Origin of the sequence: Paraburkholderia sediminicola (assembly GCF_046027825.1) — a bacterium.
Taxonomy (GTDB): domain Bacteria; phylum Pseudomonadota; class Gammaproteobacteria; order Burkholderiales; family Burkholderiaceae; genus Paraburkholderia; species Paraburkholderia sediminicola_D.
On the sequence record NZ_JAQQDU010000101.1, the window covers coordinates 17,496 to 30,708 of the forward strand.

At 60.8% G+C, this 13,213-nt stretch carries 9 protein-coding genes; 7 read left to right on the forward strand and 2 right to left on the reverse strand.

The annotated features are described in order from the left end of the window. Window positions 1-36 precede the first annotated feature (36 nt). From PQQ96_RS35010 to PQQ96_RS35040, 7 genes are all read left to right on the forward strand, one after another. On the forward strand, window positions 37-2,664 hold the full coding sequence (locus PQQ96_RS35010; protein ID WP_408300987.1) for an FHA domain-containing protein: 2,628 nt from the start codon (window positions 37-39) through the stop codon (window positions 2,662-2,664). Further along, window positions 2,642-4,015: a beta-barrel domain-containing protein gene (locus PQQ96_RS35015; RefSeq protein WP_408300988.1), complete on the forward strand. Its 1,374-nt coding sequence runs from the start codon at window positions 2,642-2,644 to the stop codon at window positions 4,013-4,015. Before PQQ96_RS35010 ends, PQQ96_RS35015 begins: the two co-directional genes overlap by 23 nt. Before the next feature lie 37 nt (window positions 4,016-4,052). After that, on the forward strand, window positions 4,053-4,805 hold the full coding sequence (locus tag PQQ96_RS35020; RefSeq protein ID WP_408300990.1) for a peptidylprolyl isomerase: 753 nt from the start codon (window positions 4,053-4,055) through the stop codon (window positions 4,803-4,805). Window positions 4,806-4,886: 81 nt separating this feature from the next. Beyond that, entirely contained in the window at window positions 4,887-7,943 is a 3,057-nt protein-coding gene (locus tag PQQ96_RS35025) for a peptidase domain-containing ABC transporter (protein ID WP_408300992.1), read from the forward strand. Then, entirely contained in the window at window positions 7,940-9,298 is a 1,359-nt protein-coding gene (locus PQQ96_RS35030; protein ID WP_408300994.1) for a sigma-54 interaction domain-containing protein, read from the forward strand. The genes PQQ96_RS35025 and PQQ96_RS35030 overlap by 4 nt, the downstream gene beginning before the upstream one ends. Before the next feature lie 260 nt (window positions 9,299-9,558). Continuing rightward, complete coding sequence (locus PQQ96_RS35035) at window positions 9,559-9,795, forward strand: hypothetical protein (RefSeq protein WP_408300996.1); 237 nt, start codon at window positions 9,559-9,561, stop codon at window positions 9,793-9,795. A 623-nt stretch (window positions 9,796-10,418) separates the two neighbouring features. Continuing rightward, the gene (locus PQQ96_RS35040) at window positions 10,419-11,111 is read left to right on the forward strand and encodes a CBS domain-containing protein (protein ID WP_408300998.1); all 693 of its coding nucleotides are present in this window, start codon (window positions 10,419-10,421) and stop codon (window positions 11,109-11,111) included. Window positions 11,112-11,281: 170 nt separating this feature from the next. On the opposite strand, the gene PQQ96_RS35045 is transcribed toward PQQ96_RS35040, so the two are convergent. Together PQQ96_RS35045 and PQQ96_RS35050 are read right to left on the reverse strand one after the other, a co-directional pair. Further along, window positions 11,282-12,535 (reverse strand): D-amino acid dehydrogenase, encoded by a 1,254-nt coding sequence (locus PQQ96_RS35045; protein WP_408301000.1) that lies wholly within the window; start codon window positions 12,533-12,535, stop codon window positions 11,282-11,284. A gap of 49 nt (window positions 12,536-12,584) precedes the next feature. Beyond that, window positions 12,585-13,213, reverse strand: a 629-nt coding sequence (locus PQQ96_RS35050; protein ID WP_408301002.1) for an amidohydrolase family protein, incomplete at its 5' end; no start/stop codon positions are given.

A 13,213-nucleotide genomic window follows, 5' to 3' on the forward strand; every position in this document is an offset into this window, starting at 1 on the left:
CGTCGCAGCGGGTAAACGATTAGTGATCCAGATAAAATGACCGCCGGCGAAGCTCCGATTGCTGAGATGCGCGCGACACTGGACACCACTTTCGACGTGGTGCTGTCGCCGGTTGCGTCCGGGCAGCATCCGGCGCTCGGTGCGATCCGGATCGTCGATAGTCTGTTCGCGATCGGGCGCAGCGAGGTGCCATTTACTGACTACCCTACCGAACGGATTACCCGCCTGTCGCGCCGCCATGCGCGGATCTTCACCGAGCATGGCGGCGTCTATGTCGCCGACCTCGGCAGTAAGAACGGCACGACAATTAACGGCATTGCGGTGCGGCAAGCCCCTGCGCGGGTGCGTGCCGGAGACGAATTGTGCTTCGGCGGCGAGCTTTGCTACCGCGTGGCCATTGAGCCGCGCGCGCGGATCGTCGCCGCCGCGAGTGCGGCACCGGTACCTGGACTTCTGCTGGTGCCACAGCGCGATGACCTCGGACTTCAGCCGATCGACGTGCAGGCGTTCCCCTTTCTCATCAGCAAGGCGGACGAAGTCTTCTCGCGCTACAAGGACCGCTACCCGCATCAGGTCAACTACATTTCGCGGCGCCACGCGCACATCTTTCTGAAGGGCGGCGAGCTCTATCTGGAAGACCTCGGCAGCACCAACGGCACATTCGTCGGCGGAAAGCGGCTCGACGAAACCGCGCTGCCGCTTACCGAGGGAGACGTCCTTGCATTTGGTGGCGACCACTTCGTCTACAGGGTGACGCTGCAACAATCCCCTGAAGTCGAGCCGACCGTGACCCAGCTACTTCTCAACCCTGCAGTCGACGAAGCGGCTGATGCCGACAAGACCACGTTCGTTGCCGCCGCGCATTCGTTCCTCGATATCTTTTGCGTCGACCCGGGGCTACAACGCGAGGACGAAGTCAATGAGGCAGCGCAGGTGGTGTCTGCGCACGCGAAGCATGATGCGCTGACCGGCGGTGCAAAAGGCATGAACGGCACGAACGGCACGAACGGAACAGGCAGAACAAATGGAACAAGCGGCACACATAGCGCAAACGGCACGCATGGCAGGCAAGGTACAAACGCAGCGAAGGGCAGGCCACAGCGTTGGCGTCTGCTCGCGGGCGAACTCGGCAAGGCCTTTGCAGGCAGCGATCACACGATGGCGCGTCGTGCTGCGTGGTCGAGTGGCGCGGCCTTCGCGGTTCTGGTGGTCGTTGCGCTGACGCTCTATATGCGCGGCTCATCAGAGCGCGAGTTGAGAAACCTGCTGGCGAGCGGCGATTACACCGGCACGGTGGTGGCGGCAAACGGCTATCTGGCGAACCATCCAGCCGACACGAAAATCAGCGCGTTGGCGAGCGAAGCGCTGCTGAAGGCGAAACTCCCCGACTGGCTGAATTCGCTGAACAAGGCGCAGTTCGACCAGGCCGACGCGCGGCTCAACGAAATGAGATCGTTGAGTGCGAACAATGCGGACGCCGCATCGCTGGTCGGCGAATTGCAATGGGTGGGTGACCTGGAGCGTTTCGTCGTGGGGCGCGGCGGGGTGGACGCACCGATTCGCATGTACGCCGACGAGGCCGCCATCAGCGGCTTGCTGCAGCGCTGGGACGACGACGCCAGGAGCCATCAGCGCACGCTCGATCGCATCGTCTCGTACGTGCCAGATTTTGCGGAGCCGTACGCGCAGGCGTTAAGCCATCTACGCAAACTGGAAAGCGACGACTCGGTGTACCTTGCCGCCATCGACCGCCTGAACGGCACCATTCGCACCGAACTGGCGCGTGACACGCCCGATGCGCTGCCGGCCGTACTCGACGATTACGCGCAGCGCTATCCGCGTCTCGCCGGACTCGATCGTGTACGGGAAGATTTGCGCCATTACGCCGACGTACTCAATGCAGCGCTCAGTCGGCAATTGACGCCCCTGCTAGCCCTGCTGAAAACGGTGCGTTTCAGCACCCCGCCATTTCAGGCGCAGTTTCAGCAACTGGCCGCAAGCCGTCTGCCGTCAACGGACGTGATCCAGCGTCATGACGCAGCGAGCGCGGCGTGGCAGCACGGCGACGCTCAACAGGCGCTGGCGGATTTGCAGGCCATGCCTGCCGGGCCGTGGTCCGATGTGATCGCCGCGGAACTCGCGCATAAGAAAGCGCTGCTCGACCAGTTCACCGACTTGCAGAAAACGCGTGGCGGCAAGGATTACGACGAGCGCTTGCTGTCGTTCTACGCCAGTCTCGACCCGGCAGAGGACGCGTGGTTTGTTCAATCGATCCAGAAAGACGTCGCCGCTTTGCACGACAAGGCGCTGGCGCGTGCGCAAGACCTGATGCTGCGCGCGCAGAGTCTCTGGAAAGAGTATCGGGCAAGTGGTCCGATCGGCGGAACGCAACGGCTGGAAGCGGGGATTTCACCCGGTTTTCGCAGCGAGGCGCGCCTGCTTTCCGATGCGCAGTCTGCCGCGCAACAGGGCATGCGCATCTATACGCAACTGAAGGCGGATCATCCGGCGGACTTCGACCGCCTGCTCGCGGATATCCGGGCCGAGGCGGAGCTGCAGCGCCGCTCGCTGACCGATCTGCGCATGGTGCTCGACCCCGGGCTGTTGAAGGCGAAGCTGGCGTTGATTGGAGGCGAGCAGAGTGAAGCGCGACAGTCACCCTAGACCATTGTCGGAGGCGCTCGAAGACCACAGCGCCGAAGGCATTGCGATCCTGACCGCGGAGCCGGTGCGGCTCGCCCGCGCGCTGATCTGGGCGATGGTCGCGCTGGTGGTGGCCGGCTTGTTGTGGTCGTTCGTGGGGCGCGCGGATGTGATCGTCAGCGCGCAAGGGACGCTCTCGCCGGAATCGGATGTGCGCCGTATCTATGCGCCAATCGACGGCGAGCTCGCCGATCTGTACATCGCCGAGGGGCAGCCGGTATCGAAGGGCGACGTGCTGGCGCGGCTGAATGCGCGCGGCGCGATCGAGGCCGCGAGCAACGCATTGCAGGCGCAGCTCAAACTCGAAGACGCCGAGCGCGACTGGAAGCAGTTCCCCGAAAAGAAGGCGCTGATGGAGCGCAAGGCCGCAGCGCTGAAGGCACAGATGGAAGTGGAGGCCCATCAGCACGAAAATCGCGTCTCCGAAGGCACGACCAAGCTCGCCGAAGGCCAGAAAGCTGAACTCGACGAAGCGCGCAGCGTGCTCGACAACGCCCGCCGCACGCGAGAAGCGGCGCGTCAGGAGTTGGACCGCTATTCGCAGCTTTTCGCCCAGCCAGGTGGCGGCGGTATCGCCGAGTTGCAGGTGGAGCAGAAACGCACCGCCGCGCTGGAAGCGGATAACGCCTACCGTGTCGCGCAATCGAAACTCGCGGAGCTGGATTTCCGTCTGAGCCATGAGTACGCACAGGCGAATGCGCAGCTCGAGACCAGCGGGCAGCAAACCACTGACCTGCAACTCCAGTACGACTCGGCAGTCCGCGACATCACCGACGCGGAGGACAAGCTGCGTCTGCAACTGCAAACCGCGCGCCTCGTGGCCGACGCTGCTGCGCGAATTCGTTTCGAGAACATCGACAAAGACAATTTCCTGCTAATCCTTGCACCAGTCTCCGGCGTCATCACCGACGTGACCTCGACGCAGCGGGGCGACAAGATCCAGGCGAACGCGCCGCTCGGCGGCATCGCGCCGAAAGATGCGAAACCTGTGCTGAAGATTGAGATCGCCGAACACGACCGTGCTTTTCTGCACGAGGGTCAGCCGGTGAAGCTGAAATTCAACGCCTTCCCGTATCAACGCTATGGGCTGATCAGCGGCACGCTAGCCTATATTTCGCCGGCCACCAAGCCGTCCTTGCTGGATAAGCAGCCGGTGTACGAAGGTCGCGTGACGCTCGACAAGAACTACTACCAGATCGCCGACACCCGCTATCCGCTGCGCTACGGCATGACAGCGACTGCGGAGATCGTGGTGCGCGAGCGTCGCCTGATCGATCTGGGTCTCGATCCGTTCAGACAGGTAGCGGGCTGAGCGCGCAGATCACACGTCAATTAAAGGAGCGGATGACATGACCGCGATAGTGCGAATCGATGACGAACTCGTGGACGTTTCCGAGTTCATTCGTCTTCTGAAATTGACTGGACAGTTCGACAGCCTGATCGAACAGATTGTGCGCGACAAGCTCACGGTACATGCGGCGAAGAAGCAGGGCATAGCCGTTACGGCAGACGACATCCAGCAGCGTGCCGATCAGTTTCGCCGCGTGCGCGGCTTGCATCGCGCGACGGATATGAATCAGTACCTCGATGCGCTCGGCGTCAGTCTCGATGAGTTCGAAGCCTTCATTACGGACGGGCTGTATCAGGAGAAGATGCTCGACGTGGTCGGCAACGAGGTGGCAATCAAGGATTATTTCGCGCTGAACTCGCCGAAGTTCGATGCGATCGAGGTGAGCCATATCGTGCTCGACAGCGAGGGTAAGGCGAAGGAGATGATCTCGTACCTGCACGACGATCCGGACAGCTTTGCCGACATGGCGCGCGAGCATTCGATCGCGGATACGCGTGAAGCGGGCGGCGTGATCGGCAAGGTCCTGCGCGGATCGTTGAAGCCGGACATCGAAGCGAAGATTTTCAATGCGGCGGTGGGCGATCTGCTTGGGCCGTTCCCGTCGGCGGATCGCTCGTGCTTCGAGATTTTCGCTGTGACGGCGAAGTACCCCGCGACGCTCGATGCGGATGTGGCCGCGGAAGTCAGGCGTCTGCTGCGCGAGAGCTGGCTGATTGCACGCGCGCAGGAGCATGTCATCGAAGCGCGCTAGCCCGCCTATCACATCGTGCCGTAACGAAACATAGAAGCGTAACGCAACACCAAGCAAAGCCGAATCGAGGTCCGCAAGCCCATGGATGCACCCCAGACCGCGCCCTCCGCCGCCGAGTTTCTGACGTCGGTGGAAATTCTCTCGCCGTTTTCGCGCGAAGAGATCGAGCGTCTTGCCGACTATGCGCAGGCACGCTTCTACTCGTTCGGCGAGACGGTGTGTTCGGCGGGCGAGACGGCAGACGGTCTCTACGTGGTTCGCTCCGGCTCGGTGCGTATCTTCACCGAGGAGCATGGCAAGGAAACCAGCATGGGCGTGCGCAAGACCGGCGAGATTTTCGCCGACATTGCGATGTTGCGCGCGTATGTGCATGAGGCGTCGGTGCGGGCGTCGGCGAAAACCGAGTTGCTGTTCATTCCCCGCTCCGCGATCGAGCCGGTGATGGCCGGCAATCAGGCCGCATTGGCGTTCGTTGCAAGCTACGTGGCGATCAGTTCGGCCGGCGGTTTTGTCGCGCAGCTGTTCGATCTGCGCGGCAAGCTCAACAAGGCGGAACTCGAAGAGTATGTGCGTAGCGTCGGCGTGAAGAGGGTGGCCGCCGGCAAGGAAATCCTTAAACAGGACGGACGCGACGACCGGCGCCTCTACGTGGTGCGGCAAGGCCAGGTGCGCATTGTCCGCCATGAGGAAGGTCACGACTACACGCTCGCGACGCTAGGCGAAGGCGAAATCTTCGGCGAGAAGGCGTGTTTGATGCGGCAGGAGCAAATGGCGTCCGCGGTGGCAACGACCGACACGCGCCTGCTGGTGATCCCTGAGCGAACCGTCCATTTCATTCTGGAGCGCAATCCGAAGCTGCGCGAAGTCCTGGATGAGCGGATTCGCTACGGCGACCGCGAGTTGCAACGGCAAAAACGCCTCGAGCAGCGGCGCAAGTTGCCATTGATGCTCGATTTACAGACCAAACCCGAGTTCGGCGAAAAAGTCATCAAGCGCTTTGCACTGGTCGAACAGGCTGAAGAAATGGATTGCGGCGCCGCGTGTCTCGCGATGGTGTGCCGCCACTACAGCATCCCGATGACGCTCGGCAAACTGCGCGAACTCGCCAACGTGACGACGGAAGGTGCGACGCTCGATAGTCTCGCGCGCGCGGGCGAATCGCTCGGTTTCACCGCGCGCGGTGTGCAATGCACATTCGATTCATTGCGCGGCTTCGATCTGCCCTTCATCGTGCACTGGGAGGGCTACCACTATGTGGTGGTGTACGGACTTTCGAAGGAATACGTGTGGGTCGCAGACCCGGCACTTGGCTTCAGAAAACTGACGGTTGAGGATTTCGAACGCGGCTGGAGCGGCACCTGTCTGCTCTTTACCGGTGGCCCGCATCTCTTGCAGATGTCGGCCGCGCGTTCGCCATGGATACGCTTTGTCGGTTATCTCCGGCCGTACAAGAAGATTCTCGGCCACCTGTTCCTTGCCACGTTCGTCATTCAGGTACTCGGCGTGATTCCGCCGCTGATCATCCAGAACATTCTCGATGGCGTGATCGTCCATCAGAACGTTAGCCTGCTGCATCTGCTGATCGGCGGATTGATCATCGCCAACGTGTTTTCGCAGTTGATGTCATCGATTCGCGCGTATCTGGCGAACTTCATGGTGCGCAACATGGACTTCGCGATGATGTCGCAGTTCTTCAAGCACACCATGTCGCTACCATTCTCCTTTTTCGCCAAACGGAAGACCGGCGACATCTTCGCGCGCTTTCAGGAGAACCAGACGATCCGCGCCTTTCTCACCGAATCCACGGTGACCACCGCGTTGAATCTGCTGATGGTGTTCATCTACTTCACGATCATGTTCGTCTACAACGTGAAGATGACGCTGGTGCTGATCGCTTTCGTGATACCGATCATGGCGTTGACCGCGCTGGCTACGCCGAAGATCAAGAACTATGCGCGCGAGGTGTTCACGGCATCGACCGAATCGAAGTCCTTTCTGATGGAAGCGCTCGCGGGTGTGGAGACCATCAAGGGCATGGGCATTGAGCGGCCGGTACGGTTGCGCTGGGAAAAGAAGTACGCGAAGGCGCTCGAGGTGCAATACCGGGCGCATGCCTTCAGCATTCTCGTTGGACTCGGCAGCCAGTTGCTGAACGCGGCAACGACGATCGCGATCCTTTGGGTCGGCGCGAATCTGGTGCTGGCGCGCGAAATGACCATCGGGCAGTTGATCGCGTTCAACGCGTTCATGGGCAGCGTGCTGGGTCCGCTAATGGGACTGGTGGGCCTATGGAGCATGTTGAACGACGCGGGCGTGGCGATGGAACGCCTCGGCGACGTGCTCGATATCGAGCCGGAACAGAAGCCGCAGGATTTTCCCTCGCGGGTGATGCTGCCCGAACTGCAGGGTGAAATCAGCCTCAACGGGGTCTATTTCCGCTACGGCGAGAACGATTCGGCGTATGTGCTTGAAAATATCAGCTTCGACATCAAGCCCGGCGAACTGGTGGCGATTGTAGGCCGCAGTGGGTCCGGCAAGACGACGCTCGCCAAGTTGCTGGTCGGCTTCTACGCGCCGACCGAGGGCAAAATGAGCATCGACGGCTACGACCTCGGCGTGGTCGATAAAGCCTATTACCGCGCGCAGATCGGCTATGTGATGCAGAGCAATCTGCTGTTTTCCGGCACGATTGCCGAGAACATTGCAAGCGGCGACGACGCGCCCGAGCGGCGCCGCATCGAGGAGGTCGCGAAGATGGCCGACGCGCACGCGTTCATCAGCAAGATGCCGCTCGGCTACGAGCAGATTGTCGGCGAACGCGGGATTGGCTTGTCCGGCGGACAGATCCAGCGGCTCTGTATCGCGCGGGCGTTGTATCACGATCCGCGCCTCCTTGTATTCGATGAGGCGACCTCGGCGCTGGACTCGCAATCGGAGAGCAATATCCTCGGCAACATGCACGATATTCTGAAGGGCCGAACGGCAGTGATCATTGCGCATCGGCTCAGCACCATCATGCGTGCGGACAAGATTCTGGTGCTGTACGAAGGGGCGATCGTCGAACAGGGCCGTCACGATGAACTGATCCAGCGCGGCGGCATGTACTACCAGTTGGTCCAGAAACAGTTGAGTGCGTGATGAAGATCCTCGACCAGGTAGAAGAGCCCAGTCCGGCGATTTCGTACGCGGGGCTGATCGAGCGCATCGAGATTCTGCGCTCGACACTGCGCTGGTCTTCCCGGCTCGAGCGCGCCGACATCGACAAGCTGCTCCGGCAAGCCACCTCGTTACGCGATGAGGTCATGCAGCTCTCGCATAAGGAACGCTTTGTGCAGGCCGCAACGGCCGCTGAGTCCGTTGCACCTGCCGATCAATCGCGGGGCGCGCGTAGACAGGCCTTGATCGAGCGCAGTTTCATTTTCGAAGGGACATTTGGCGACAATCCGCGTTTGCTCGAATCGCTCGAAATCGCCGAAAAAGCGGCGCCGACCGATTTGCCGGTGTTGATCGACGGCGAAAGCGGTACAGGCAAGGAGCTGATGGCGAAGGTGATTCACGCGAATGGCTCACGCTCGGACAAGCCGTTTATCTCCGTGAATTGCGGCGCGATTCCGGACAATCTGCTTGAGTCGGAATTGTTCGGTCATCGCAAGGGCGCGTTTACGGGTGCCTCGAATGACCGAAAAGGGAAATTCGAAAGCGCGCATACCGGCACCATCTTTCTCGACGAAATTGGCGAGTTGCCGTTGGCCGGTCAGGTGAAGCTGTTGCGCGTGCTGGAAGCTCACGAGATTCAACGCGTGGGCTCCGATGAAACGATTGCTGTGGATACGCGCATCGTCGCGGCGACCAATCGCAATCTGCGGCAACTCAGTGAAGAGGGCAAGTTCCGCGAGGATCTGTTCTACCGTCTCAGCGTGATTCACGTCACGTTACCGCCGCTGCGCGAGAGACGCGATGAAATACCGCTACTGATTGCGTGGTTCGGCGACGAGGCCGCCGGTACGCTAAAACGCCGGCCGGTCAGATTGACGCCGCGTCTGCGGGATTTTCTGCTGAATTATGCGTACCCGGGCAATATTCGTGAACTGCGCAACGTGATGTATCGCGTGTCGTGCCTGGCAGGCGAGATGGCGGATATCGATCACCTCCCAGTGGATATGCGGCCGGCCGCACCCGGTTCAGCCGCGGCTTTGTCCAATGCAGCCAGTGCGACGGGACAGGAGCCAATCAGTGTGGCGAATCTGATGTCGCTAAGCGACGCGAAGCGCGCCGCGAGCGACGACGCGGAGAAAGCCTTCCTGGAGCGCGGCCTGCGCGAAGTGAGCGGCACGGTTGCGGAGCTGGCGCGGCGCATCGATATGAACCGCTCGCATCTGCAAATGCTTCTGAAGAAGCATGGCCTGCATTCAAAGGATTTTCGCAACCGGAATGCGCCGTCCACGGGCAATAACGGTGCTGACGAGCACGATGAGGACGACAGCGGGAGTTGAGGCTCGCTGCAAGATCGTTCAATACTTTTAGTCTGAATCCACCTGGCATTCCCTCCATCGCTTATTTTTGTGGGGAGATGCTTTGTTACTATAGGACGAACCAGGCGGCGCTAACGCCATTGAAGCCCCTGGCGAGGCCGGGCTGATCAGCGGGCGGGGCGCGGTCATACTGGATGCGGGCGGCGTTATCAAGCTGTCCGGCACGACTGTCGTTCGCACCAATTTTATGTGGGAACAACAAAGTGATGAAGAAGACAGGAATGTCGATCGTTCTGTTCGTGTTGGCCGGGCTCAGTCCGCTGGCGCATGCGAGCCTGGCTACAGGTGCTCACGAATTCAAGCACGATGTCAAGACGGCAGGAAAGAAGACCGGGCATGCTGTGCGCGATGCCGCGCACGCAGTCGGCCACGGTACGAAGGAGGCCGGTCATGCCATTGCTGATGCAACAAAGCACGGCTATCAGGCGACGAAAAAATTCGTGACAGGTCACGGATAAGGCGCGCTGCGCGGCAATTGCGGCAGCGCTGTCGTTCTGCTGCCAATCTGTGATGTCCAGACGGTGGCCGGCGCTTGGTCTGGCCGCTTTCCGCGCTCACTACCGTACCGCAGCCTTGAAGCAACGGCTGGTTTTTCTACGGAACCGGAGTCAGATTTCGTCTCGCTTTTGTCGGATATTTCTCTGGATGCAGCCTATGCTCATTGTCGCGACGCAATCTTAATGCGCGGGTGACTCACAAAGTCGCCAATGCGCTGGCTTTCTTGAGGCTCTTCGGCACGCGTCTGCCGAGACCAGTCCTTCCGTCCTTTTATCGCTGCCTGCGCAAACGCGCGAGCCAGGCATAGGCAGGGCATCGTCGTCGCGCGTCGCTCGACGATGTAATCAACGAACTCATCTGCGACCGGGTGCTGCTCGCGAGCATCGGCCACTTCCATCAGAACCGCGAGAGTCCAGGCAGCGTGCAGTCATCGTCGCATGCGCGACACCGGCGCGAGCGGCCGTTTGTCAAGCGCTGGATTCAGGCGCCTCAGCACCGCGCGGCCCGCCGCCGGTGCGTCTGCCGAAATCGTGCGACGGGTGCAACAGATGGGGGCCCGTCGCGATACGCTGAGGGAGCGACCATGCGCGCACTCGACATCATGACGTCGGCCGTCGTCACCGCCACACCGGACATGACGATCCACGAAGCGGCAAGACTGTTCGTCGATAATCGTATCAGCGGCATGCCGGTCGTCGACGCGAGCGGAAAGGTCGTCGGCATCGTTAGCCAGGGCGACCTGCTGCATCGCGTGGAGACGGGCACCTGCCGCGGAAAACGCTCGTGGTGGCTCGAACTCCTGTCGTCGTCGCCCCGCGAGCAGGCTGCGAGGTATGTGAAGGAGCACGGACATGCCGTCGGCGATGTGATGTGCGACCAGGTGATTTCGATTCCCGAGGACATGCTGCTCCAGCAGATTGCGGATCTCATGGAGCGCCGGCATCTCAAACGCGTGCCGGTGCTGAAGGACGGCAAGCTGGTCGGAATCGTGAGCCGCTCGAACCTGATCCGCGCGCTCGCGAGCGTCGCGCTGGCTGTGGACTCGGCTCCGCACGACGATGTGAGCCTGCGTGACGCGATAGTCCTGGAAATGCACGGGCAGCGCTGGGCGTTGCCGAAACAAGGTGTGCTGGTGAAGGACGGCGTTGCGCATCTATGGGGCGTGATCGAGTCCGAGGAGGAAAAGCGCGCGATCCGCATCGCGGCCGAGGGCGTGCCCGGCGTCAAACGCGTGGAGAGTCACTTGGTGTTTCCGAGCGTGATGCCGTCGATATAGTCCGCACACGGTCCGCACGCGGTCGCAAGACGCGTGCAGGTGATCGATCTGCGCAAGCCGCGGTGCGGCGCCGCGCTCAAGCGCCTCGGCGGAGGCGCCGTCAGTATCGCGCGGCTCGGCGGCAATTGTGTGGGCCTGCTCCCAGGGGGCACACCCCGTTGCCTGTCCGGTTAGTTCTTGTAGCGACTGACCGCAAGATCGTCGGCGGTAATCGCCGGCGTAGTGCCCGACATCAAATCCGCCAGCAGTTGCCCGGAACCGCAGGACATGGTCCAGCCTAGTGTGCCGTGGCCGGTATTCAGCCATAGGCCCTTGATCGCGGTCGGGCCGATAATCGGTGTGCCGTCTGGGGTCATAGGCCGTAGGCCAGTCCAGAAGCTGGCTTGCGCCACGTCGCCAGCATGCGGGAACAGGTCGGTGACAACAAATTCCAGCGTCTCGCGCCGGGTGCCGTGCAGTTCCTTGTCGAAGCCCACCAGATTGGCCATGCCGCCCACGCGAATTCGATCCTCAAAGCGGGTGACCGCAACTTTGTAGGTTTCATCGAGGATAGTCGAGACGGGTGCCTGCGCCGGGTCGGTAATCGGCACAGTGATTGAATAACCCTTGACGGGATAGACCGGAATGCTAACCAGGCCGCGCAGCAGTGCGGTGGAATAGCTGCCCAGTGCTACGACACACGCGTCCGCAGTCAAGGTTTCGCCGTCGGACTGGACACCCTTTAGCGTATCGCCTTCCACGACAAGGCCATCGATGCTGCGCTTGAACAGGAACTGCACGTGCCGTGCTTGCGCCATCTCGGCCAGTTTGGTGGTGAACACATGGCAGTCCCCGGTTTCATCGCCTGGCAAACGCAAGCCACCGACCAGTTTATTCTTTGAGCCTTCAAGCGCCGGTTCGGCGCGAGCCAGTTCGTCGCGCGACAGCAACTCATAAGGCACGCCCATTTCCTTCAGAACGTCAATGTCCTTGGTGGAGCCGTCCATCTGCTTTTGCGTGCGAAAGACTTGCAGCGTGCCCTGCTGGCGACCTTCATAGGTGATATGGGTCTCGCCGCGCAGCGCCATGAAGCAGTCGCGGCTATATTCGGCAAGCCGCACCATGCGCGCCTTGTTGACGGCATAGCGCCTTTTAGTACAGTTAGCCAGCATCTGTGTGAGCCATTGCACCTGAAACAAGGTGCCGTCCGGTTGCAGTGACAGTGGCGGATGCTTCTGCAGTAGCCATTTGACGGCCTTGGCGGGCACGCCCGGCCCGGCCCACGGCGACGCGTAGCCCGGTGAAATCTGGCCGGCGTTGCCGAAGCTCGTTTCGAGCGCCGCAGCGGGTTGGCGATCAAGCACCACCACCTCATGGCCGGCGCGCGCCAGATACCAGGCGCTCGTCACACCGACCACGCCTGCTCCAAGAATCAGAATTCGCATTAAAGTCCCCTGCAAAAGACCTGTTTATTTCTGGTTCTGATAGCGTTGATCACGTTGGATTGAACCAGCGGTCAGCAACACCAAAGAATATCTCGTCTGTCTCGTTCGCTGAGAAGCCTGCAACCCATTGCGCGTATCTATCGTAAAGTTCAGCAAATCCTGTGGAGAGCTTCGCAACAGGCATGTGGCTACCGAACATGCATCGCGATACGCCAAATATGTCGATAGCGGCCAACACCCAGGGCGCTGCCTTGCTAACGGACCATGGCATTCCGAAAATGCATTCCAGAGCTGAGATATCAACGCAAATGTTGTCACAAACGCCGAGCTGTGCGAGATCCCGTTTCCAACGGTCAAAGCCGGGTTCGCTCAGGTCGAGCGGCCACCCCATCAATGCGATGGTGAAGCCGATATTCGGATGATTTTGGATGACGCGAGTCAAGTCGGGCATTTGATGGGCAAATACTTCGAGCCCACACTTGAAATTGTGCCTGCCCAGTAAAGCCAGCGATTTGCTCCATGCTGAATCCGCCAGCAAATCTGGCCGTTTGGCGAATCGCTTCAAAGGGTTGTCGTCGTCCCAAACAAGATGTTCCCGAATCGATGTGCGATTGGGAAGCGCGCTGTATTGCTCCAGCTTGCTTTCCAGATCGGGATCCAGGAAGTCGACGAGCGCGA